This window comes from Nocardioides sp. (assembly GCF_035697785.1).
In the GTDB taxonomy this organism is placed as follows: domain Bacteria; phylum Actinomycetota; class Actinomycetes; order Propionibacteriales; family Nocardioidaceae; genus Nocardioides_B.
In genome coordinates, this window is sequence record NZ_DASSCL010000116.1 from 14051 (window position 1) to 36473 (window position 22423).

Sequence of the window (22423 nt, forward strand, 5' to 3'; positions counted from 1 at the left end):
GCTGTCATTGTTCCCTACCGGGGTTCCGGGGTGGTCTGGTCGTCGCCGGCGGTGGCACCGTTTTCGATCGTGTCGGCGACGACGATCTCGACGAGGTCGGGCGCGATCTCGGGCAGCACCTCGGCCTCGTAGATCGAGTCGGCGTCAGCGAGGTGGCAGCGCTTGAGATGCTCGGGTCCACGGTTGCCCGGGAGCAGCTCGGGCAGCTCGGTCCTGCAGAGGTCGCCCGGCACCTTGTCGCGGTGCGCGCAGCGTGGGTGGAAGGCGCAGCCCGAAGGCGGGTCGAGCAGGCTCGGCGGGTTGCCGGCGATCGGGATCAGCCGCGCGTCCGTGTCGGCGCTCACGTCCGGGACACTCGAGAGCAGGCCCCACGTGTAGGGCATCTCCGGGTGGGTCAGCAGCTCCTTGGTCGGGCCGTGCTCGACGCACCGGCCCGCGTACATCACCAGCACCTCGTCGGCCATCTCGGCGACCACCCCTAGGTCGTGGGTGATGATGATGATCGCTGAGTTGAACTCGCGCTGGAGCTCCTGGAGCAGGTCGAGGATCTGCGCCTGGACCGTGACGTCGAGCGCCGTGGTCGGCTCGTCGGCGATCAGCAGCTTGGGGTCGTTGACCAAGGCCATCGCGATCATCGCGCGCTGCCGCATGCCGCCGGAGAACTGGTGCGGGTAGTCGTCGACCCGGTTGCGCGCCTGCGGGATCCCGACCCGGTCGAGCATCTCGATGGCCTTGGCCCGCGCCTTGGACTTCGAGACGCCGTGGTGCGCCAGGTAGGCCTCGGAGATCTGCTTGCCGACCGAGTAGAACGGGTGCAGCGCGGTCAACGGGTCCTGGAAGATCATCGCGGCGTCGTTGCCGCGGATGCTCTGCATCTGGTTGTTGGAGAGACCGACGACCTCTTTGCCGCCGACCCTGATCGAACCGGACATCCGGGTGCGCTTGTAGTCGTGGAGACCCATGATCGCCATCGACGAGACGGACTTGCCGGAGCCCGACTCCCCCACGATGCCGAGCGTCCTGCCCTGCTCGAGCGAGTAGCTCAGGTCACTGACCGCCTGGACGACGCCGTCGGCGGTCGGGAAGCGGACCGTCAGGTTGTCCACCACCAGGTAGGGCTCGTTGCCGGGCGTCGCCGCCGACAGCGTCTGCTGGCTCAAGGTGTTCTCGGTCATGTCAGGCGCACCCTCGGGTCGATCACGCTGTAGACGACGTCCACGATGATGTTGGCGACCACGATGAAGGCCGCCGAGATCAGGACGGTTGCGGAGATGATGGGCAGGTCCTTGTTGCCGATCGCGTCGAGCGCGGTCAGTCCGATGCCCTGGATGCCGAAGATGCGCTCGGTGAAGATCGTGCCGGCCAGGAGGTAGGCGAAGTCGAGGCCGAAGATCGTGACGACCGGGACGATCGCGGCGCGGAGCCCGTGCCGCATCACCACCCGGCGCTCGTTGAGCCCCTTCGCACGGGCGGTGCGGACGTAGTCCTCGTTGAGCGACTCGATCATCGACCCGCGGCTGAACCGGGCGTACTGCGTGGAGTAGGCGAGCCCGAGGATGATCCAGGCGAGCAGCATCCCCTTGATCCACGCGATCGGCCCGTCTTCCAGAGGCGGGAAGTAGCCGCTCTCGGGGAAGATGCCCCACTGCGAGATCAGGAAGAGGTAGGCCAGCAGCGCCAGCAGGTAGTACGGGATCGCGTTGATGATCAGGCTGGCGCCCACGATGCCCTTGTCAGCGGTGGTGCCTCGCCTGCGGGCCGCGAGGATCCCCAGGGAGACGCCCACGGTCAGGAAGATCGCGGCACCACCGAGCGCGATGGAGAGGGTGGCCGGGAACCGTTCCTGCAGCATCTCGCGGACAGGTTCGCGGAACTTGAAGGAGACGCCTAGGCACGGGGCCGGGCAGTCGATGCTGATCGAACCGAGCTCGAACGAGCCGCCGGTGACGATCTCCTTCATGTACTTGCCGTACTGCTGCGCCGCCGGCTCGTCGAGCCCGAGCGTGGTCCGGATCGTCTCCAGCCGCGCCGGGTTGCACCGGGTCTCGGGACAGTAGGCCAGGGCGGGGTCGGAGGGCCCGTAGAAGAAGAGGGCGAAGGTGGCGATGGAGACGGTCACGAGGACGAGCAGTCCTGTGATCAACCGCCGGATGATGTAGCCGAACATGAGGCGGGGCTCCTCGGTCCGAAAGGATGTGGCCAGGGTACCTGCGGGCCGATGGGGGGTGGGATGTCCCACCCCCCATCGGGTCCAGAATCACTCAGCCGAGGCTGAGCTCTCGCAGACGCACATCACTGAGTGATGTACATCCTGGAGAAGGTCGGCATGCCGCGGACGTTGTCGTTCGCCATGCCGCCGACCAGGGAGCCGTGCATCATCGCCGTGCCGTCGTAGCCGAGCACGACCGCCGGGTACTCCTCGGTCTGCATCATCTCGTCGAAGTCACCCCACGCCGGGGCGGCCTCCTCCGGGGAGAGCGTGTCGAGGATGCGGTCCTGCTCGTCGTCGAACTTCTTGACCTTGAAGTTCGCCGGGTTGGGCATGCCCTCGAGGCCGACCAGGCTGCCGGCCCACTGGGCCGGGAACCACGAGCCACCCGACGGCCAGTCCGAGCACCAGCCGCTGGAGCGGACGTTGATCGGGCTCTCGTAGACGGTGCGGTCGGTGCGGATGGTCTCCGTGGTCGAAGCGATCGGCGTCGCCTTGAAGCCGGCCTCCTCGAGACCCTGGACGATCGCGTCCTTGCCGGCCACCGCGAGGTCGTCGTCGGTGGAGAACAGGAACTTGATCTCGAAGCCCTCAGCACCGGCCTCCTGGAGGAGCTGCTTGGACTTCTCGATGTCGGTGTTCACGCCACCGATACCCAGCGGGTCGTACTCCTTACGACCGGCGGTGCCGGGCGGCAGGATGGAGGTACCGGGGACGCGGGTGACGCCGATGATCTCACCGGTCGCCTTCCAGTAGTCCTCGTACGGGAAACCGTAACCCAGCGCCTGGCGGACCTTGAGGTCCTTGATCTTCGTCATGTCGATGTACCACATGAACGTGCAGGGCGAGGTGCCGGTGACAAGGCGCTCCTTGTCCTCTGCGATCTGCCGGTACGACGAAGCAGTGACGTCGTCGTAGGTCAGCGTGGTCTGCGCCGAGCCGTTGTCGTTGATGATGATGTTCTCGAGCTTGGCGGTGTCCTGGGCGAACTTGAACTCCCAGCCGTCGACCATCTGGATACGACCCGGGTCGGTGTTCGGGTCCCACTGGTCGTTCTTGACCAGGGAGAGGCTCGAGCCGGCCTTGTAGTCCGAGAACTTGTACGGACCGGTCGCCAGCGGGTGCTGGCCGTAGTTCTCCGCGTTGTCCTTCGCCTCCGGAATGGCGGTGAAGGCGGGGAACGACGCGTAGTAGTCCATGTCGGAGAACGGGCGGCGCATCTTGATGGTGATGTCCTGGCCGTTCACCTCCACGCCCGCGTAGTCGGTGCCGTCCGAGAACGGACCCTTGTACTTGTCACCGTCCAGGAAGAACGTCGTCTGGTACGTCGGGCCGTCCGGAAGCTCCGCGATCGCGAAGGAACGCTTGACCGCGTAGGCCACGTCCTCGGCGGTCACGTCGGTGCCGTCTTCGTACTTCAGACCCTCACGCAGCGTGAACGTCCACTCGGTGTTGTCCTCGTTGGGACGGCCGAGGTCCGTCGCCATGTCCGGGATCAGCTGCATGTCGTTGGTCTCCTCGTTGTACGCGTACTGCGTCAACGAGCGGGTGACCAGGTCGGACAGGATGGCTGTTGAGTCGGTGAAGTAGGCCTGCGTCGGGTCCAGGGTCGACGGAGCGACCGCGGTCAGCACGGTCAGCGTGCCGCCCTCGGAGGCGTCCTCCGGGACGGCCAACGGGGCCTCGACGTCCGGGTTCTTGAAGGAGCCGGCACCGCCGCCCGCCTCCAGTGTCGGTTCTTCGCCGGCGGAGTCGCCGCCGGAGTCCCCGCTGCCCCCACCACAGGCAGCGAGCGTCATCATTGCCGCCACGGCGAGAGCCGCGGCTGGTTTCCTCATGCGCATCTAGGTGTACCCACCTCTCTTGGCTGGTCGATGCATCCCTCCGGTGTCAGATTCACCGGCGAGTCTTTGGGTCGAAGGCGTCGCGCACGGCGTCGCCTAGGAGGTTCAGCGCCATCACCAGGAGGAAGACTCCGACGATCGGCGCGTACAGGTAGAGCGGGTAGGTGCTGAAGAACGGCACCGCTTTGTCGATGGTCTGGCCCCACGAGGGCTGTCCGGTCGCGCCGATGCCGAGGTAGGCGAGGCCCGCCTCCGCGGCGACGAAGGCGGGCAGACCGAGCGAGATCGACACGATGATCGGCGCCACCAGGTTGGGCAGCAGCTCCTTGAACAGGATCCGGCGCGTCGGCACGCCGATCACGCGGGCCGCCTGGACGAACTCGCGCTCGCGCAGCGACAGCACCTCGCCGCGGACGAGCCGGGCCAGCAGCATCCAGCCGAAGAAGGACAGGACCATGAGCAGCGAGATGAACTGCCACGCCTGGAGCGTCGCCGGCTGGTTGCCGAACCGGCTCACCAGGATCGGCGCGATGGCCAGCGCCACGATCAGGAACGGCAGCGAAAGGAAGACGTCGATGACGAAGTTGATGGCCCTGTCGAACCAGCCGCGGCTGAACCCGGCGAGCAGGCCGACCGTGACCCCGATGAGCGTCGCGGCGACGGTCGAAACCGTGGCGACGGTCAGCGAGGTGCGCGCGCCGTAGAACCACTCCGCGAGCAGGTCGTTGCCGGTGCCGGGCTCGAGCCCGAGCGGCGCCTCCCAGGTGAAGCCGTGGTCGGGCGGGCCGATGACCGGGAAGTTGAACTGGTCGGTGTCCTCGGAGGTACCGGCCCGGAGCTCCACTCCGAACAGGTCGCTGAGCAGTGGCGCGAACACAGCGATCAGGAAGAACAGCACGACGACCAGGGCGCAGGCGACAGCGATCTTGTCGCTCTTGAGCCGGCCGAGCGCGATCTGCATCGGCGAGCGTCCGGCGATCTCCTGCTTGACGACGACCGGGTCGGTCGAGATGTCCTGCTCCGAGAGCTCCGTGGGTGAGATACCCATGGTCACCTTTCTGATCGAGGCCGACGACGCGGCCCCGTCAACGCTTCCGGGTCAGGCGCGCCACAGGTCTGGCCGCGAGGCCGATGTGACTGTAGACGACGCGGGGCGTCGGTTTGGGTCACAACCGGTAACGAATTGATACCGGCTGCCCGGAGCGGAGAAGGACCCTCAGACGACCGATGTGCCCGGTGTGTCCCGTGGTTCGGGCGTGGCGTCGACGCCCGCCTCGGCGCGCTGCGCCGCGGTGATCGGGGCCGGCGCGGCGGTCAGCGGGTCGTACCCGCCACCCGTCTTCGGGAACGCGATCACCTCGCGGATCGAGTCGGTGCCGCTGAGCAGCGCGCAGATCCGGTCCCAGCCGAAGGCGATCCCGCCGTGCGGGGGCGCGCCGTACTTGAACGCCTGGAGCAGGAACCCGAACTTCTCCTCGGCCTCCGCCTCGCCCAGCCCCATGACGGCGAAGACCCGCTTCTGGACGTCCTCGCGGTGGATACGGATCGACCCGCCACCGATCTCGTTGCCGTTGCAGACGATGTCGTAGGCGTAGGCCAGCGCGTTGCCGGGGTCGTCGTCGAACGTGTCCAGCGACTCGGGCTTGGGCGAGGTGAAGGCGTGGTGGACCGCCGTCCACGCCCCGCTGCCGACCGCCACGTCGCCGGCCGCGGTGGCCTCGTCGGCGGGCTCGAACAGCGGCGAGTCCACCACCCACACGAAGCTCCAGGCGGACTCGTCGATGAGGCCGCAGCGACGTCCGATCTCGAGCCGGGCGGCGCCGAGAAGGGCGCGCGACGACTTCACCGCGCCGGCCGCGAAGAAGACGCAGTCCCCGGGGGCGGCACCGACGTGGGCGGCCAGGCCCGCCAGCTCCTCGTCGCTGAGGTTCTTCGCGACCGGCCCGCCCAGCTCTCCGTCCTCCTTGACCAGGACGTAGGCGAGTCCCCTGGCGCCGCGCTGCTTGGCCCACTCCTGCCAGGCGTCGAGCTGCTTGCGAGGCTGCGACGCGCCGCCCGGCATCACGACGGCACCGACGTACGGCGCCTGGAAGACGCGGAACGGCGTGTCCTTGAAGTAGTCCGTGCACTCGGTCAGCTCGAGGTCCATGCGCAGGTCCGGCTTGTCGCTGCCGTAGCGGGCCATCGACTCGGCGTAGGTGATGCGCTCGATCGGGCTCTTGACCTCGTGGCCGACCAGCGACCAGACGGCGGCGAGGATCTCCTCGGACAGCTCGATCACGTCGTCCTGCTCGACGAAGCTCATCTCCACGTCGAGCTGGGTGAACTCGGGCTGCCGGTCCGCGCGGAAGTCCTCGTCGCGGTAGCAGCGGGCGATCTGGTAGTACCGCTCCAGGCCTCCGACCATCAGCAGCTGCTTGAACAGCTGGGGGCTCTGCGGCAGGGCGTACCAGCTGCCCGGGCGCAGCCGGGCCGGCACCAGGAAGTCGCGGGCCCCCTCGGGCGTGCTGCGGGTGAGCGTCGGGGTCTCCACCTCGACGAAACCGCGACTGCCCAGCACCTCCCGGGCCGCCCGGTTGACCTCGGAACGCAACCGGATCGCGGCGTTCGGGGCACTGCGACGCAGGTCCAGGTAGCGGTGCGCCAGCCGGGTCTCCTCCCCCACCTCCACGTGCTCGTCGATCGGGAAGGGCAGCGGCGCACTGGCGCTGAGGACCTCCACCTCGGTGGCGATGACCTCGATCTCGCCGGTGGGCAGGTTCGGGTTCTGGTTGCCCTCGGGTCGGGCCGACACGTCGCCGGTGATCTTCAGGCAGTACTCCGCCCGGAGCTGGTGGGCGACCTCCTCGTCGCGGATCACCACCTGGACGACGCCGGACGCCTCGCGGAGGTCGATGAAGGCGACCCCGCCGTGGTCACGGCGGCGAGCCACCCAGCCGGCGAGGGTGACGGACTGACCGACGTTCTCGGCGCGAAGGCTGCCGGCGTCATGGGTGCGGATCACGAGAGCTGCTCCTTGATGTTCTGGTCGAGCTGATCGAGGGGGACGGCCACCTGTTCGCCGGTGGACATGCGTTTGACCTGGGCCTCTCCGGCCTCGAGATCTCGCTCGCCGAGGACCACGGTCAGGGCGGCGCCGGACCGGTCCGCCCCCTTCATGGCGCCCTTCAGGCCGCGCCCGCCGTACGCCAGGTCGACGCGCACACCGGCACGGCGCAGCGAGGCCGCGATCAGTGCGGCGCGCCGCCGGGCCTCATCGCCCAGCGGGACGACGTAGACGTCCACGCGGGCCTGCTGGGCCACGTCGAGACCCTCGGCCCGGCAGGCCAGGAACGTGCGGTCCACACCCAGCCCGAAGCCGATGCCGCTCAGCGGCTGGCCACCGAGCGACTCCATGAGGCCGTCGTAGCGTCCGCCGCCGCCGATGCCCGACTGCGCACCGAGCCCGTCGTGCACGAACTCGAACGTGGTGCGGGTGTAGTAGTCGAGCCCGCGCACCATCCGCGCGTTGATCTCGTACTTCACGTCGAGGCCCTCGAGCAGGGTGCGCACGGCGGCGAAGTGGGTCGCGCACTCGTCGCAGAGGTTGTCGAGCATGAGTGGGGCGTCGGTGAGCTGCGCCCTGACCTGCTCGCGCTTGTCGTCGAGCACCCGCAGCGGGTTGACCCGGGCCCGTTCCTGGGTGGCCTCGTCGAGGTCGAGGTCGGCCAGGAAGGCGGTCAGCTTCTCGCGGTACGCCGGGCGGCACCCTGCGCAGCCGAGCGAGGTCAGCTCGAGCCGGTAGCCGGTGAGCCCCAGCGCGCGGTAGCCGTCGTCGGCGATCGCGATGACCTCCGCGTCGAGGGCGGGGTCGTCGCTGCCGATGGCCTCGATACCGAACTGCTGAAGCTGCCGGTAGCGCCCGTGCTGCGGACGCTCGGCGCGGAAGAACGGGCCGGCGTACCAGAGCTTGACGGGCAGCTGGCCGCGGTCGAGGCCGTGCTCGATGACCGACCGGATCACACCGGCGGTGCCCTCGGGGCGCAGGGTGAGCGAGCGCCCACCCCGGTCCTCGAAGGTGTACATCTCCTTGCTCACCACGTCGGTCGACTCACCCACGCCGCGGACGAAGAGCGCCGTCTCCTCGAACACGGGCAGCTCGATGTAGCCGTAGCCGGCGAGCACCGCGGGACGCGTGAGGGCCTCCCGGATGGCGAGGAAGGCCGCCGAGTCGGGTGGCAGGTACTCCGGCACACCCTTCGGCGCGGCGATCTTGTCGTTCATAGCCCTCGGTTCGGTGCTGGGGTCGAGCTCTCCACGGTGTCGGCCTGGCGGATCAGCTCGAGCAGGAAGGGGTTCGTGGCGCGCTCGCGACCGATGCTGGTCTGCTCGCCGTGCCCGGGCAGGACCGCGATGTCGTCGGGGAGCGTGAGCACCCGGTCGCGGAGGCTGCGCAGCATCGTCGGGTGGTCGCCGCCGGGCAGGTCGGTGCGTCCGATCGAGCCGGCGAACAGCAGGTCCCCGGAGAACATCACCTGGGAGACGTCGGTGGTCGAGCCCGTCGAGACGTCGTACGGCGTCCGGAAGGTGACCGACCCGGGGGTGTGTCCCGGGGTGTGGTCGACGGTGAACTCGACCCCCGCCAGCTCGAGCGTCTGCCGGTCGGCGAGCTCGGCGACGTCGTCCGGCTCCGCGAATTCGTAGCTGCCGCCCAGGAGCATCCCCGCCGTCTCCGGGGAGATCCCGGCCATCGGGTCACTGAGCAGGTGCCGGTCGTCGGGGTGGATCCATGCGGTGGCGTCGTAGCTGCCGGCCACCGGTGCGACGCACCACATGTGGTCGATGTGTCCGTGGGTGACCAGGATCGACACCGGCTTGAGCCGGTGCTCGCGGACCACGTCGGCGACACCCTGGGCCGCGTCCTTGCCGGGATCGACCACGACGCACTCGGCGCCGGCACCCGTCGCGACGACGTAGCAGTTCGTGCCCCACGGACCGGCAGGGAAGCCAGCGATCAGCACGGGAAGCTCCTGGTTCGACGGGGACGGAGGATGGCGGGAACGACCCATGAAGCCTACCGACGGGCCCACGACCGCAGCGAACCCATATCCGCATGCAGGCCCACGACGCCCGGCAGTCAGGCCCTAGACTCCCGTGCGTGGTCTCGAAGAAGAAGCGCCGCCGGCGGCTCGCGCAGGCCGGCGCCGAACGGCGCGCTGCCCGGCTCGCCGCCCGCGAAGCCCGACGCCGGCGCCGCCGCGTCGTGCTGGCGACCCTCGCGGTGCTGGTCGCCGTGGTCGGGCTGGTGCTCTGGATCGTGACCCATGACGCGGACCGCGATGGAACGGCGGCAGCAGGCGTGGGCGCGACCCACGTGGCGGCCGTCCCGACGATGGACGAGGTGACCCGGTGACCAGTCCCGTGCCCGAGCAGCCGACCCCCCGCGAGGACGAGGGCGAGGCGCGTCCACCCACCAGTCCCCCAGCCGGTCCGCCCGCCAGCGAGTGGGGACGCGTCGCCGAGGACGGCACCGTCTTCGTGCGGACCGCCGATGGTGAGCGGCCCGTGGGGCAGATGCCCGACGCGACGCCCGAGGAGGCGCTGGCGTTCTTCACCAAGCGCTACGACGACCTCGCCTTCGAGGTCGAGCTGCTCGAGCAGAGGGTCAAGGCCGGCGCGCTCGGCCCCGACGAGGCCACCGCATCGGTGAAGCAGGTGCACGCCACCCTCAGCGAGGCGCAGGCCGTCGGCGACCTGGCCGGTCTCGACGCGCGCCTGGACGCACTCGGCGCCACGATCGAGGCCCAGCGGGAGAAGCGGAAGGCCGAGCGGGCCCGCAAGCTCGAGCGGGCCCGGGGTGAGAAGGAGCGCATCGCCACCGAGGCCGAGCGGCTCTCGGAGGGCACCGACTGGCGCAACGGGGCCAACCGGATGCGCGAGCTGCTGGACGAGTGGAAGGCGCTCCCCCGGCTCGAGAAGCCTGTCGACGACGCGCTGTGGCGACGCTTCTCGACCGCCCGCACGACGTACACCCGCCGCCGGAAGGCGCACTTCGGCGAGCTCAACGAGAAGCGTGAGAGCGCGCGGGTGGTCAAGGAGAAGCTCGTCGTCGAGGCAGAGGCGCTGGCCGGCTCCACAGACTGGGGACCGACGGCCGGCAGGTACCGCGACCTGATGCGGCAGTGGAAGGCCGCCGGGCCGGCCCCGCGCGGCGTCGACGACCAGCTGTGGAAGAGGTTCCGCGCCGCCCAGGACCAGTTCTTCGGTGCCCGCGACAGCGCCAACGCCGAGCTCGACCGTGAGTTCACGGCAAACGCGGAGAGGAAAGAGGCTCTCCTCGTCGAGGCCGAGAAGCTGCTCCCCGTGACCGACGTCCGCGCCGCCCGCGAGGCCTTCCGCGACATCGCCGAGCGCTGGGACGCCGCGGGCAAGGTGCCCCGCGAACGCATGAAGGAGCTGGAGGGCCGGATCCGCAAGGTGGAGCAGGCGATCCGCGGCGTCGAGGACGACGAGTGGCGCCGCTCGAACCCCGAGGCCCGGGCGCGGGCGGCCGATACGGTGGCCCAGCTGGAGTCCTCCATCGCCGACCTCCAGGCCAAGCACGACAAGGCCGTCGCGGCCGGCAACGACCAGAAGGCCGCCGAGCACGCCTCCGCCCTCGAGGCCCGCAAGGCCTGGCTCGCCGAGGCGCACAAGGCCCTCGAGGAGTTCTCCGGCTGATCCACCACCCCGTCGAGACGCGCCTTGGAGCATGTTGAGACGCGCCTCGTGGGGTGTGGAGACGCGCGGGACGAGGACTTGAGACGCGCGCGGGGAACAGTCGGTTCCCCGCAGGCCGCTTCTCGCGTCCCGCGGAGCGCGTCTCACGTCCCCGCGGAGCGCGTCTCAACGGATCGGGCGGCGGACTACTGGGTGACGCGGTAGGCGTCGAAGACGCCGTCGACGGAGCGCACGGCCTTGAGGACGTGGCCGAGGTGCTTGGGGTCGGCCATCTCGAAGGTGAACCGGCTCTTCGCGATCCGGTCGCGGGTCGTCGACAGTGACGCCGACAGGATGTTCACGTGCATGTCGGAGAGCACCTTCGTGATGTCCGACAGCAGCCGGGCCCGGTCGAGGGCCTCCACCTGGATGTTCACCAGGAACAGCGACTGGGCGGTCGGCGCCCACTCCACCTCGACCAGGCGCTCCGGCTGGGAGTTGAGGCTCGCCGCGTTGGTGCAGTCGGAACGGTGGATCGACACGCCGGCACCGCGGGTCACGAACCCGAGGATCTGGTCGCCCGGGACCGGCGTGCAGCACTTGGCGAGCTTGACCCAGACGTCGGAGATCCCCTTGACGATGACACCGGCGTCGCCGCCGGCCTGCCGGCGGGACCGCCCGGCCTCGGTGATCTGCACGGCCTCGGCGAGGTCCTCGGCCGCACCCTCCTCACCGCCGTGCAGGTCGAGGACGCGGCGTACGACGGTCTGGGCGCCGATGTTGCCCTCACCGACCGCGGCGTACAGCGCCGAGACGTCGGCGAGCCGCATCTCGGTCGCGACGGTGGCAAGCGTCTCGTGGGTGAGCACCCGCTTGAGCGGCGCCCCCTCTTTGCGCATCAGCCGGGCGATCTGGTCCTTGCCCTGCTCGATGGCTTCCTCGCGACGCTCCTTGGTGAACCACTGCCGGATCTTGTTGCGGGCCCGAGGGGACTTGACGAAGCCCAGCCAGTCGCGGCTCGGGCCGGCGGTCGGCGCCTTGGACGTGAACACCTCGACGACGTCGCCGTTGTCGAGCGTGGACTCCAACGGCACCAGGCGCCCGTTGACCCGCGCGCCGATGGTGCGGTGCCCCACCTCGGTGTGGATCGCGTAGGCGAAGTCGACCGCGGTCGAGCCCGTGGGCAGCGCCACCACGTCGCCGCGCGGGGTGAACACGTAGACCTCGGCCGAGTTGATCTCGAAGCGCAGCGACTCGAGGAACTCCCCCGGGTCCTCGGTCTCCTGCTGCCAGTCGAGGAGCTGACGCACCCAGGCCATGTCGGCGTCGCCGCTCGTGTCGGCCTTGGCGTCGGGGCCCGCCGCGAAGCTCTCCTTGTACTTCCAGTGCGCCGCGACGCCGTACTCCGCGCGACGGTGCATGGCGAAGGTCCGGATCTGGAGCTCGACGGGCTTGCCCTGGATGCCGATCACGGTCGTGTGCAGGGACTGGTACATGTTGAACTTCGGCATCGCGACGTAGTCCTTGAACCGCCCCGTCACCGGGTTCCAGCGGTTGTGGAGCACGCCGAGCACGCCGTAGCAGTCGCGGTCGGTGTCGACGAGGATGCGGATCCCGACCAGGTCGTAGATGTCGGAGAAGTCACGGCCCCGCACGATCATCTTCTGGTAGATCGAGTAGTAGTGCTTCGGGCGGCCGGTGACGAGCGCCTTGATCTTGGCGTCGCGGAGGTCGCTCTCGACCTGCTCGATGACCTGGGCCAGGAACTGGTCGCGGGAGGGCGCGCGCTCGGCGACGAGGCGGACGATCTCGTCGTACATCTTCGGGTGCAGCGTCGCGAACGCGAGGTCCTCGAGCTCCCACTTGAGGGTGTTCATGCCGAGCCGGTGGGCCAGCGGCGCGAAGATCTCGAGCGTCTCGCGGGCGATCCGCTCCTGCTTCTCCTGCTTGAGGTAGCGCAGGGTGCGCATGTTGTGCAGCCGGTCGGCGAGCTTGATGACGAGCACGCGGATGTCGCGGCTCATCGCCACGATCATCTTGCGGATCGTCTCGGCCTGCGCGGAGTCGCCGTACTTGACCTTGTCGAGCTTGGTCACGCCGTCGACGAGGAGGGCGACCTCGTCACCGAAGTCGGTGCGGAGCTGGTCGAGGGTGTACGGCGTGTCCTCGACCGTGTCGTGGAGCAGCGCCGCGACCAGCGTGGGCTCCGTCATGCCGATGTCGGCCAGGATCGTGGCGACCGCGAGCGGGTGCGTGATGTAGGGGTCGCCGCTCTTGCGGGTCTGGGTCGCGTGGTGTCGCTCAGCGGTGAGGTAGGCCTGCTCCAGCAGGGCCAGGTCGGCCTTGGGGTGGCTGGCCTTCACCGCACGGAACAGCGGCTCCAGAACGGGATTGCCGGGCTGGCTCTTCGTGGCCATCCGGGCCAGCCGCGCGCGCATCCTGCGACCCGACGGCGGGCCGGTGGGTGCTGCCGGCTCGGTCTCGGGCGCGTCGACGGGCGTGTTGACCACGCTCTTGTCCGCCATCTCAGCTGCCCTCCAAGCCCATCACCACCAAACTCAAGTCTAGTGGCTGGGCGACTGCGGCTCAGACGGCCTTGATGACGTGGAGAGGCAGGCCGTCCAAGGCGGACCTGCCGTCGAGGAAACCGAGCTCGATGAGCACCGCGAACCCGACCACCTCGCCGCCGGACTGCTCGACCAGCTCGCGGGTCGCCGCCGCCGTGCCGCCGGTGGCGAGCACGTCGTCGACGAGCAGCACCCGGTCACCCGCGGAGATCGCGTCCTGATGCACCTCCAGGGTGGCCTCGCCGTACTCCAGCGCATAGGAGACGGCGTGCGTCGAGCCGGGCAGCTTCCCAGCTTTGCGCACCGGTACGAAGCCGGTGCGCAGCGCCAGCGCGACCGGTGCGGCGAGGATGAAGCCCCGCGCCTCCATGCCGACCACCTTGTCGACGACGACGTTGCCGGCTGGGTCGCGTCCCGCGTCTGCGAGGGCCTCGACCACCGCCGAGAAGCCGTCGTGGTCGGCCAGCAGCGGGGTGATGTCCTTGAACACCACACCCGGCTGCGGGAAGTCCGGTACGTCGCGGATCAGCGCGTCGAGCGTCCGCTCGAGGTCGTCGGTCACTTCTTGCCGCGCTGCGACCGGGGCTTGCGCTCCGGCTGGGCCCGCTTGGCGGCCGCCGATGGTGCCACCGGGCGGCCGGCGGGCCGCTCGCCTGCGGTGTAGCGGCTGCGGTCCGGGGTCGTGACCCCGACCGGGCCGCGCTCCGGCTCCTCGTCGGTCTCCGGAACGTCGCGCGGCTCGGCGGACTCGTCGTAGACCGGCATGTCCTCGGTGAAGGCCGGGACGTTGGCGAACCGGTCTGCCTCCTGGCGCTTGGAGTGCCGGAGCGCCCGGGCGTCGCCGGCCTTGACGCCCGGCTCCATCTCCTTGAGCTGCACGACAAGTGGCGTCGCGATGAACACCGAGGAGTACAGCCCGGCGGCCATCCCGACGAACAGCGCGAGAGCCAGGTCCTTCAGGGCACCCGAGCCGAGCGTGACCACGCCGACGTACAGCAGCGCGCCGACCGGCAGCAGCGCGACGATCGAGGTGTTGATCGACCGGACCAGCGTCTGGTTGACGGCCAGGTTGGCCGCCTGCCCGTAGGTCTGGTGGGTGCGGGCCAGGTTGCGGGTGTTCTCCCGCACCTTGTCGAAGACGACGACCGTGTCGTAGAGAGAGAAGCCGAGGATGGTCAGGATGCCGGTGACCGTTGCGGGCGTGACCTCGAAGCCGGAGAGCGCGTAGATCCCGACGGTGATGATCACGTCGTGCGCGAGCGCCACGAGCGCGCCGACCGACATCTTCCACTCTCGGAAGTAGGCCCAGATGAACAGCACCACGAGGACGAGGAACACGCCGAGGCCGAGCAGCGCACGATCTGCGACCTGCTGACCCCAGGTCGCACCGATCGCGGCCTGGCTGATGTCGTCCTCGCCGACGCCGGCGGCCTCCTGGATCGCCTCCGAGATCGTGGTCGCCTCGTCGTTGGTGAGCGGCTCGGTCTGCACCCGGATGTTGTTGTCACCCGAGGTGTTGACGATGGGGGAACTCGCCGCCTCGATCCCCTCGTCCTCGGCCGTCTGGGCCACGGCCTCGCGGATCTCCTCGACGGTCTCCTGGTCCGCCTGTCCGGCGGGCATCGAGACGCGGTACTCCACGCCGCCCTCGAACTCGATGCCGAGGTTGAGGCCCTTTCCGAGCAGGCCGAACATCGCGATGGCGACGATGACCGCCGAGATGGCGTACCAGAGCAGCCGCCGACCGACGAAGTCGATCGAGACCGTGCCGTCGTACAGGTGCTGGCCGAGACGGGACATCTTGCTCATCAGGCGTTACCCCCTGCAACCGACGGACGGGGCCCACCGGCGATGCTGTCGATGCCGATCGCCTCCGGGGACAGCCCGGAGTACTTGTGGCCGGAGTTGAAGAAGGTGAAGCGGGACAGCCACGACACCATCGGCTTGGTGAACATGAAGAACACCGCGACGTCGATGATCGTGCTGATGCCGAGCGCGAACGCGAAGCCCTTCACGACGCCGATGGCGAAGATGTAGAGCACGACGGCGGCCAGCAACGAGACCGCGTCGGCGGCGAGAGTGGTGGCCCGGGCACGCACCCAGCCCACCTCGACGGCCACCCGCATCGACTTGCCGTCACGCATCTCGTCGCGGATCCGCTCGAAGTAGACGATGAACGAGTCGGCGGTGATGCCGACGCCCACGATCAGACCGGCGATGCCGGGCAGGGTGAGCGTGAAGTTGACCGCCTGGCTCATCGCCAGCACGACCCCGTAGGTCACCACCGCGGCGATCCCGAGGGACGCGACCACGACGATGCCGAGGCCGCGGTAGTAGAACATGCAGTAGATGAGGACCAGCCCCAGCCCGATGGCGCCGGCCCACAGTCCGGCGCTGAGCTGGTCGGCGGCGAGGGTAGGCCCTTCCTCGCTGACGACGGGGGCGGTGAACGTCAACGGCAGCGCGCCGTACTTGAGGCTGTTGGCCAGCGACTGAGCGGACTCCTGGTTGAAGTCGCCGGTGATCTGCGCCTGACCGTTGGGAATCACGCCGTTGACGACCGGGGCGCTGAGCACCTGGCCGTCGAGCACGATCGCGAACTGCTTCTGCTGCCCGGTGATCGGGCTGGTGGCGTTGACGATCTCGCGGGTGACCTCGGCGAAGGTCTCCCGCGCGGTCTTGTCGAAGGTCAGGTCGACGGCCCACTGCACCTGGCCCTGCGGGATGCCCGCCTCGGCCCGGGTCAGCTGGGTGCCCTGGATCATCGACGCCGACAGGAGGTACTTGTTGCCGTCCTCGTCGCAGGTGACCAGCGGCTGGTCGCGGTTGTCGATCACGCGGTTGGCCGGCTGGCCCGGCTCGGGGCAGGTGAACTCGGCGAAGCGCTGCAACCACTCGTCGCCGGGGTTGACCTGCCACCGCAGCGGCTGGTCGACCGGGGCGCCCTCGGGCGTGGTGCCGGGCAGGCCGCCCGTCGGGGCGTTCGGGTCGGCCGGAGGGGTCTCCTGGGCGTCGCCCTGGCCACCACCCTGGTCGCCCTGGCCGCCGTCGTTGTTGCCGCCCCCGCCGTTGTTGCCGTTGTTGTTGCCGGTCTCGTCCGCGGCGACGAGGCCGCCGGAGAGCGCGCGACCACGCGGGGAGGCGGAGGGCTCGTCGCTCGGCTCGTCATCCGGCTGCGCGGACGGGTCCTCGCCGGGCTGTTCGCTGGGCTGCTCGCTGGGCTGCTCGCTGGGCTGCTCGTTGGGAGCCGGCTGCGCGCTGGGCCGGCCCGGAGCCACCGCCGCCACCAGCCGGAACCGCAGCTGGGCGGTCTGCTGCACGTCGTCGACCAGGTCGCGCCGGTTGTCACCGGGGATCTCGACCACGATGTTGCGGTCGCCCTGCACGGCGACCTCGGCCTCCGCGACGCCCTGACCGTTGACCCGCTGGTCGATGATGCTGCGGGCCTCCTCGAGCTTCTCAGGGGTGATGTCCTCGCCGGTCTGCGTGCTGGCCTCCAGAGTGATCCGGGTGCCGCCCTGCAGGTCCAGGCCGAGCTTGGGCTTCCACTGGCCGCCGATCGCCACGCCGCCGAACATCGCCGCGATGAGAACGGCGAAGATGATCAGCCGGCGCGCCGGACGGGACGCGTTCTTGGCCACTGCTGTGTGCTCCTTGGTGCTGCGGGCGCGGGCCCGGCGCTGACTAGTGGTCCTGGTCGCTGGCGGACGTGTCGTCCGTCGGGCTCGCCGGGCTCTGGGTGGACTCGGTGGGCTCGATGACCCGCACGACCGCGGCCTTGGCCACCTTCATCGTGGTGCCCGGGGCGATCTCGACGTCGAAGGTCTCCTCGCCGACACCGGCGACCGTCCCGTAGATGCCCGAACCGAGCATCACCTGGCTGCCGACGGCGACGCTGGACTGCGTGGCCGCGAGCCGCTTCTGCTGGTTGCGCGAAGGACGCACGACCAGGAACCAGAAGACGACGACAATCAGGACGAACGGGAGGATGGACTCCCAACCATTCACAGGTAACTCCTAGCCAGTGGGCATGGTGAGGCCGCCGACGACGACCCGGGGCACCGGGGCTCACGGCCCGGGCCAACGATGGAGTCTAACTGTCTCGGTGCGACCGCACCGAAATGGGAGCGAACCCGCCGGTCACGATCCCGTCTCAGTCCGCCGCCTCGTCGAAGAGCGGCAGGTCGGCGGCGTACGACGAGGGTGCGGGTGGCGTCAGCCCGAGATGGGTCCAGGCGAGCGGTGTCGCCACCCGGCCGCGCGGCGTCCGCGCCAGGAAGCCGGACCGGACGAGGAACGGCTCGGCCACCTCCTCGACCGTCTCGCGCTCCTCCCCCACCGCGACTGCGAGCGTGCTGACGCCCACTGGTCCGCCGCCGAAGCGACGGCACAACGCGTCGAGCACCGCACGGTCGAGCCGGTCGAGGCCGGACTGGTCGACCTCGTAGAGGTCGAGCGCCCGGTGTGCGATGTCGAGCGTCACCACCCCGTCGGCGCGGACCTGGGCGAAGTCGCGCACCCGGCGCAGCAACCGGTTGGCGATGCGCGGGGTGCCGCGGGACCGCGAGGCGATCTCGCCGGCTCCCTCGTCGGTGAGGTGCACGTCGAGCAGGCCGGCCGAGCGGCGGACGATCTGGTCGAGCTCGGCCGGCTCGTAGTACTCCAGGTGGGCGGTGAACCCGAACCGGTCCCGCAGCGGCCCGGGGAGCAGCCCCGCCCGGGTGGTGGCGCCGACCAGCGTGAACGGCGGGATCTCCAGGGGGATGGCGGTGGCACCCGGACCCTTCCCGATGACGACGTCGACCCGGAAGTCCTCCATCGCCATGTAGAGCATCTCCTCGGCCGGCCGCGACATGCGGTGGATCTCGTCGACGAACAGCACGTCGCCGTCGTTCATGCCGGACAGGATCGCGGCGAGGTCGCCGGCGTGCGTGATCGCGGGGCCGGAGGTGAGCCGAAGCGGGCTCTGCATCTCCGCGGCGATGATCATCGCCAGCGTGGTCTTGCCGAGGCCCGGCGGGCCCGACAGCAGCACGTGGTCGGGCGCGCGACCACGGCCGCGCGCCGCCTCGAGGACGAGGGCGAGCTGCTCGCGGACCCGCTCCTGTCCGATGACTTCGTCGAGCGTGCGCGGTCGCAGCGCCGCCTCCACGGCACGCTCGTCGGCCTCGTCGGCCCGGATCTCGCCGTCGACCAGCGCCCGGGAGTCGACGTACGCCGCCTCGGCGGCCTGGAGCTCGGTCTCGTGGTCCATGTCAGGCCTTGCTCAGTGAGCGCAGCGCGGAGCGGAGCAGTGCCGCGACGTCCACGGAGCCGGTCGAGACCATCTCGTCGGCCTGCGGGGTCACGGCCTCCACTGCCTTGTCAGCCTCCTTCGCCGACCAGCCGAGGCCGACCAGCCCGGCGTGCACCTGGCCGCGCCAGGCCTCGCCGCCCGTGGATGGGGCGGTGGTGCGCGGGGCCGCACCGCCGCTCGGTGGGCCGATCCGGTCCTTGAGCTCGAGGATGATCCGCTGGGCGCCCTTCTGCCCTATGCCGGGCACCGTGGTGAGCGTCTTGACGTCCTCGGTCGTGAGCGCCCGGCGCAGCTCGTCGGGCCGGTGCACGGCCAGCATCGCCTGCGCCAGCTTCGGGCCGACGCCGCTGGCCGTCTGGAGCAGCTCGAAGACGGACTTCTCGTCGTCGTCGACGAAGCCGAACAGGGTCAGCGACTCCTCGCGCACCACCATGCTCGTCGGCAGGGTGGCGCGCTCCCCCACCCGCAGCGTGGCCAGGGTGTGCGGCGCGCAGTGCAGCTCGAGACCGACGCCGCCGACCTGGATGACGGCGGAAGTGAGGGTGACGGCGGCGACGTCGCCGCTGACGAACGCGATCATGAACGGCTCCTAGCCAGGGCCTCGTCGATACGGGACTGCGCGCCGCCGCGCCAGATGTGGCAGATCGCCAGGGCGAGGGCGTCGGCGGCGTCGGCGGGTCTAGGGGCCTCGGTGAGCCGCAGCAGCCGAGTCACCATCAGCCCGACCTGGGCCTTGTCGGCCCGGCCGCTGCCGCTGACCGCGGCCTTGACCTCGCTGGGGGTGTGCAGGGCGACCGGCAGCCCACGGCGGGCGGCGGCCACCAGCGCGACGCCACTGGCCTGGGCGGTGCCCATCACGGTGCGGACGTTGTGCTGGCTGAACACCCGCTCGACGGCCACCGCGTCGGGGCGGTGCCGTTCGAGCCACTCCTCGATGCCGACCTCGAGGAGGCGCAGGCGCTGGGCCACCGGCTCGTCGGCGGAGGTGCGCACGACGCCGACGTCGACCAGGCTGAGCGGCCGGCCGACCGAGCCGTCGACGACACCGATGCCGCAGCGGGTCAGGCCCGGGTCGATGCCGAGCACGCGCATCCGCCCCACCCGCCTCTCGTCGGCCGTCCGAACACCTGTTCGGACCAACGTAGACGCCGAGGAGTCAGAACTTCAGTCCCCTCGACGGCGTGTCGCGGACCAAGTGACCCCTCGGGTCGCGACGGACTCGATAGCTGACGGTTGCCGTCAGGCGTCCAGCGACTCGAGGATCTCGTCGCTGACGTCGAAGTTGCCGAAGACGTTCTGCACGTCGTCGAGGTCCTCGAGCGCCTCCACCAAACGGAGCACGGCGCCAGCGGACTTCTGGTCCTCCAGCTCGATGTTCATCGACGGCAGGAACGACGCCTCCGCGGAGTCGTAGTCGAGGCCGGCCGCCTGCAGGGCGGTGCGGACCGCGACCAGGTCGGTCGCCTCGCTTATCACCTCGAACGCCTCGCCGAGGTCGTTGACCTCCTCGGCGCCCGCGTCGAGTGTCGCCTCGAGGACGGCGTCCTCGTCGACGGACTTCGAGTCCTGCTCCTGCGGCACGATCACGACGCCCTTGCGGTTGAACAGGTACGACACGGAGCCCGGGTCGGCGAGCGAGCCGCCGTTACGGGTCATGGCGGTGCGGACCTCCATGGCGGCGCGGTTCCTGTTGTCGGTGAGGCACTCGATGAGGAAGGCCACCCCGTTGGGGCCGTAGCCCTCGTACATGATCGTCTGGTAGTCGGCTCCGCCCGCCTCGGCACCCGATCCGCGCTTGACCGCGCGGTCGATGTTGTCGTTGGGTACCGAGGACTTCTTGGCCTTCTGGATCGCGTCGTACAGCGTCGGGTTGCCGGCCGGGTCACCGCCGCCCTGACGGGCCGCGACCTCGATGTTCTTGATCAGCTTGGCGAAGAGCTTGCCGCGCCGAGCGTCGATCACGGCCTTCTTGTGCTTGGTGGTCGCCCATTTGGAGTGGCCGGACATGGAGCAGGACCCTACTTTCGACTCGGTTCGCCGCGTCGGTTTCGACGGGCTCAACCACCGCTTTCACGGACCATGTCCACGAACATCGCGTGGATCCGGGGGTCGCCGGTGATCTCGGGATGGAACGACGTGGCGAGCAGGCTCCCCTGTCGGACCGCGACGATCCTACCCACGGCGTCGGCGGCGGCATGGGGGCGCTCGCCGTGGTGCACGACCGACACCCGGGCCACCACCTCGACGGACTGGCCGACCTTCTCGACCCACGGCGCCCGGATGAACATCGCGTGGAAGGGGGAGTCGAAGCCGGTCACCTCGAGGTCGGCCTCGAAGGAGTCGACCTGGCGGCCGAACGCGTTGCGGCGTACGACGACGTCGAGACCGCCGAAGGTCTCCTGGCCGGCGATCCCGGCCTCGATGTGCTCGGCCAGCATGATCATCCCGGCGCACGTGCCGAAACCGGGAAGCCCGGCGTGCAGCGCCTCACGGAGCGGGTCGAGCACACCGAACGCGCGGGCGAGCTTGGAGATGGTGGTGGACTCGCCGCCGGGGATGACGATCCCGTCGACCCTGGCCACCTCCTCCGGGCGGCGTACCGCCAGCGTCTCGGCGCCGGCCCGCTCGAGCATCGCCCGGTGCTCGCGGACGTCGCCCTGCAGCGCGAGCACCCCGATCAACGGGGCGGTCGCGTGGCTCATGGCGCGATCCGTCGGTGCCAGTGCGCGTCGACCTCGATGCGGCCCTCGTCGAAGTGCGCGCTGAGGCCGTGCTTCTCGAGGACCCCGAGCACGTCGTCGAGCAGCGGGTCGCCCGGGGCCGCGTTGGCGGTCGAGCCGTGCCAGAGGTTCACCTCGAGCATGCCCTCGTCGACCGCGTGCCAGACGTCCGACGCGGTGAACCAGGCGACGCCGCGCGGGGTCGTGCCGGCCGCGGTCCGCTCGTCGAGCACGGCCTTGGCCGCCCAGTGGTCGTCGACACCCTGCAGCACGACGACGTCGGCCAGCTCGATCTCGGCGAACGCGGTCTGCAGGCGCTCGTAGTCGGTGGCCTCGGGCCAGCTCTCCTGGTCGACACGCAGCTCCTCGCGGGCTCCGTCGATCCAGGCAGCAGCCAGGGACCCGGCCTCGTCCGCGCGGTCGGGCAGCTCCGTCACGATCGCCTGCTCGACCTCGTCGGCGAGCGCGTCGTCGTCGAGCAGGCCCGCGCGCACGCACGCCCGCGCGAACTCGCGGACGTGCTGCTCGGCCAGCGCCTGGTCAGGCAAGACGCCTCACCAGCCGCGCTCGGCGAGACGGTGGGGCTGCGGGATCTCCTCGACGTTGATCCCGACCATGGCCTCGCCGAGGCCGCGGGAGACCTTGGCGACCATCTCGGGGTCGTCGAAGAACGTGGTGGCCTTGACGATCGCCTCGGCTCGCTGGGCAGGGTTGCCGGACTTGAAGATGCCGGAGCCGACGAACACACCCTCGGCTCCGAGCTGCATCATCATCGCCGCGTCAGCCGGGGTCGCGATGCCGCCGGCGGTGAACAGCACCACCGGGAGCTTGCCGGTCTCGGCGACCTCCTTGACCAGGAAGTACGGCGCCTGCAGCTCCTTGGCGGCGACGTACAGCTCTTCCTCGGCCAGGCTCTGCAGCCGCCGGATCTCGGCCCGGATGGTGCGCATGTGGGTGACCGCGTTGGAGACGTCACCGGTGCCGGCCTCGCCCTTGGAGCGGATCATCGCCGCGCCCTCGGTGATCCGGCGGAGCGCCTCGCCCAGGTTGGTCGCGCCGCAGACGAACGGGACGGTGAACGCCCACTTGTCGATGTGGTTGGCGTAGTC

The 22423-nt window shown here is 70.0% G+C and carries 20 protein-coding genes and 1 pseudogene; 2 read left to right on the forward strand and 19 right to left on the reverse strand.

Translation table 11 applies throughout. The features are described 5' to 3' along the window. Positions 1-14: 14 nt before the first annotated feature. The 7 genes from VFH10_RS12470 to VFH10_RS12500 all read right to left on the reverse strand — a co-directional run bounded on the left by VFH10_RS12470 (position 15) and on the right by VFH10_RS12500 (position 9053). On the reverse strand, positions 15-1175 hold the full coding sequence (locus VFH10_RS12470; protein ID WP_325128977.1) for an ABC transporter ATP-binding protein: 1161 nt from the start codon (positions 1173-1175) through the stop codon (positions 15-17). Next, complete coding sequence (locus VFH10_RS12475) at positions 1172-2167, reverse strand: ABC transporter permease (RefSeq protein WP_325128979.1); 996 nt, start codon at positions 2165-2167, stop codon at positions 1172-1174. Before VFH10_RS12475 ends, VFH10_RS12470 begins: the two co-directional genes overlap by 4 nt. 125 nt (positions 2168-2292) lie before the next feature. Next, positions 2293-4047: an ABC transporter substrate-binding protein gene (locus VFH10_RS12480; protein WP_325128981.1), complete on the reverse strand. Its 1755-nt coding sequence runs from the start codon at positions 4045-4047 to the stop codon at positions 2293-2295. A 58-nt stretch (positions 4048-4105) separates the two neighbouring features. Continuing rightward, the gene (locus VFH10_RS12485; RefSeq protein ID WP_325128984.1) at positions 4106-5101 is read right to left on the reverse strand and encodes an ABC transporter permease; all 996 of its coding nucleotides are present in this window, start codon (positions 5099-5101) and stop codon (positions 4106-4108) included. A gap of 168 nt (positions 5102-5269) precedes the next feature. Further along, positions 5270-7057: an aspartate--tRNA ligase gene (gene aspS / locus VFH10_RS12490; RefSeq protein WP_325128986.1), complete on the reverse strand. Its 1788-nt coding sequence runs from the start codon at positions 7055-7057 to the stop codon at positions 5270-5272. Then, positions 7054-8316 carry a histidine--tRNA ligase gene (gene hisS / locus VFH10_RS12495; RefSeq protein ID WP_325128988.1) on the reverse strand — a complete coding sequence of 421 codons (1263 nt, stop codon included), beginning with the start codon at positions 8314-8316 and terminating at the stop codon, positions 7054-7056. Before hisS ends, aspS begins: the two co-directional genes overlap by 4 nt. Next, positions 8313-9053 (reverse strand): MBL fold metallo-hydrolase, encoded by a 741-nt coding sequence (locus VFH10_RS12500; protein WP_325128990.1) that lies wholly within the window; start codon positions 9051-9053, stop codon positions 8313-8315. Before VFH10_RS12500 ends, hisS begins: the two co-directional genes overlap by 4 nt. 137 nt (positions 9054-9190) lie before the next feature. Between VFH10_RS12500 and VFH10_RS12505 the strand changes: the two genes are divergently transcribed. Together VFH10_RS12505 and VFH10_RS12510 are read left to right on the forward strand one after the other, a co-directional pair. Beyond that, positions 9191-9445: a hypothetical protein gene (locus tag VFH10_RS12505; RefSeq protein WP_325128992.1), complete on the forward strand. Its 255-nt coding sequence runs from the start codon at positions 9191-9193 to the stop codon at positions 9443-9445. Next, positions 9442-10752: a DUF349 domain-containing protein gene (locus tag VFH10_RS12510; protein ID WP_325128994.1), complete on the forward strand. Its 1311-nt coding sequence runs from the start codon at positions 9442-9444 to the stop codon at positions 10750-10752. The genes VFH10_RS12505 and VFH10_RS12510 overlap by 4 nt, the downstream gene beginning before the upstream one ends. A gap of 185 nt (positions 10753-10937) precedes the next feature. Here the strand turns inward: VFH10_RS12510 and VFH10_RS12515 are convergent, their stop codons facing one another. From VFH10_RS12515 to VFH10_RS12570, 12 genes and pseudogenes are all read right to left on the reverse strand, one after another. Continuing rightward, positions 10938-13169 (reverse strand): bifunctional (p)ppGpp synthetase/guanosine-3',5'-bis(diphosphate) 3'-pyrophosphohydrolase, encoded by a 2232-nt coding sequence (locus tag VFH10_RS12515; protein ID WP_325129016.1) that lies wholly within the window; start codon positions 13167-13169, stop codon positions 10938-10940. A 148-nt stretch (positions 13170-13317) separates the two neighbouring features. Further along, entirely contained in the window at positions 13318-13860 is a 543-nt protein-coding gene (locus VFH10_RS12520) for an adenine phosphoribosyltransferase (protein WP_325128996.1), read from the reverse strand. Continuing rightward, positions 13857-15107, reverse strand: a complete 1251-nt coding sequence (gene secF, locus VFH10_RS12525; protein WP_325128998.1) for a protein translocase subunit SecF — start codon at positions 15105-15107, stop codon at positions 13857-13859. Before secF ends, VFH10_RS12520 begins: the two co-directional genes overlap by 4 nt. Next, complete coding sequence (secD, locus tag VFH10_RS12530; protein ID WP_325129000.1) at positions 15107-16939, reverse strand: protein translocase subunit SecD; 1833 nt, start codon at positions 16937-16939, stop codon at positions 15107-15109. The genes secF and secD overlap by 1 nt, the downstream gene beginning before the upstream one ends. Before the next feature lie 43 nt (positions 16940-16982). Next, positions 16983-17306: a preprotein translocase subunit YajC gene (yajC, locus tag VFH10_RS12535; RefSeq protein WP_325129002.1), complete on the reverse strand. Its 324-nt coding sequence runs from the start codon at positions 17304-17306 to the stop codon at positions 16983-16985. Between the two features lie 145 nt (positions 17307-17451). Next, entirely contained in the window at positions 17452-18552 is a 1101-nt protein-coding gene (gene ruvB / locus VFH10_RS12540) for a Holliday junction branch migration DNA helicase RuvB (RefSeq protein WP_325129004.1), read from the reverse strand. A gap of 1 nt (position 18553) precedes the next feature. Next, positions 18554-19174, reverse strand: coding sequence for a Holliday junction branch migration protein RuvA (gene ruvA / locus VFH10_RS12545; RefSeq protein WP_325129006.1), 621 nt, complete (start codon positions 19172-19174; stop codon positions 18554-18556). Then, positions 19171-19686, reverse strand: coding sequence for a crossover junction endodeoxyribonuclease RuvC (gene ruvC, locus VFH10_RS12550; protein ID WP_325129018.1), 516 nt, complete (start codon positions 19684-19686; stop codon positions 19171-19173). The genes ruvA and ruvC overlap by 4 nt, the downstream gene beginning before the upstream one ends. Before the next feature lie 147 nt (positions 19687-19833). Continuing rightward, a complete protein-coding gene (locus VFH10_RS12555) occupies positions 19834-20601 on the reverse strand; it encodes a YebC/PmpR family DNA-binding transcriptional regulator (protein ID WP_325129008.1) in 768 nt (255 codons plus the stop codon). 50 nt (positions 20602-20651) lie between these two features. Continuing rightward, positions 20652-21296, reverse strand: a complete 645-nt coding sequence (gene pdxT / locus VFH10_RS12560) for a pyridoxal 5'-phosphate synthase glutaminase subunit PdxT (protein WP_325129010.1) — start codon at positions 21294-21296, stop codon at positions 20652-20654. Next, on the reverse strand, positions 21293-21862 hold the full coding sequence (locus tag VFH10_RS12565; protein WP_325129012.1) for a DUF6891 domain-containing protein: 570 nt from the start codon (positions 21860-21862) through the stop codon (positions 21293-21295). Before VFH10_RS12565 ends, pdxT begins: the two co-directional genes overlap by 4 nt. Positions 21863-21868: 6 nt before the next feature. Continuing rightward, a pseudogene (locus VFH10_RS12570) lies at positions 21869-22423 on the reverse strand (pyridoxal 5'-phosphate synthase lyase subunit PdxS); the annotation flags it as partial.

What these genes read in the sequence shown, in the direction of transcription:
- VFH10_RS12475 (WP_325128979.1), bottom strand. Translation starts at nt 2,167, where the DNA reads ATGTTCGGCTACATCATCCGGCGGTTGATCACAGGACTGCTCGTCCTC.
- ruvA (WP_325129006.1), bottom strand. Translation starts at nt 19,174, where the DNA reads ATGATCGCGTTCGTCAGCGGCGACGTCGCCGCCGTCACCCTCACTTCC.
- secF (WP_325128998.1), bottom strand. Translation starts at nt 15,107, where the DNA reads ATGAGCAAGATGTCCCGTCTCGGCCAGCACCTGTACGACGGCACGGTC.
- VFH10_RS12470 (WP_325128977.1), bottom strand. Translation starts at nt 1,175, where the DNA reads ATGACCGAGAACACCTTGAGCCAGCAGACGCTGTCGGCGGCGACGCCC.
- hisS (WP_325128988.1), bottom strand. Translation starts at nt 8,316, where the DNA reads ATGAACGACAAGATCGCCGCGCCGAAGGGTGTGCCGGAGTACCTGCCA.
- VFH10_RS12515 (WP_325129016.1), bottom strand. Translation starts at nt 13,169, where the DNA reads ATGCGCGCGCGGCTGGCCCGGATGGCCACGAAGAGCCAGCCCGGCAAT.
- ruvB (WP_325129004.1), bottom strand. Translation starts at nt 18,552, where the DNA reads ATGGACCACGAGACCGAGCTCCAGGCCGCCGAGGCGGCGTACGTCGAC.
- VFH10_RS12555 (WP_325129008.1), bottom strand. Translation starts at nt 20,601, where the DNA reads ATGTCCGGCCACTCCAAATGGGCGACCACCAAGCACAAGAAGGCCGTG.
- pdxT (WP_325129010.1), bottom strand. Translation starts at nt 21,296, where the DNA reads ATGAGCCACGCGACCGCCCCGTTGATCGGGGTGCTCGCGCTGCAGGGC.
- ruvC (WP_325129018.1), bottom strand. Translation starts at nt 19,686, where the DNA reads ATGCGCGTGCTCGGCATCGACCCGGGCCTGACCCGCTGCGGCATCGGT.
- VFH10_RS12480 (WP_325128981.1), bottom strand. Translation starts at nt 4,047, where the DNA reads ATGAGGAAACCAGCCGCGGCTCTCGCCGTGGCGGCAATGATGACGCTC.
- VFH10_RS12485 (WP_325128984.1), bottom strand. Translation starts at nt 5,101, where the DNA reads ATGGGTATCTCACCCACGGAGCTCTCGGAGCAGGACATCTCGACCGAC.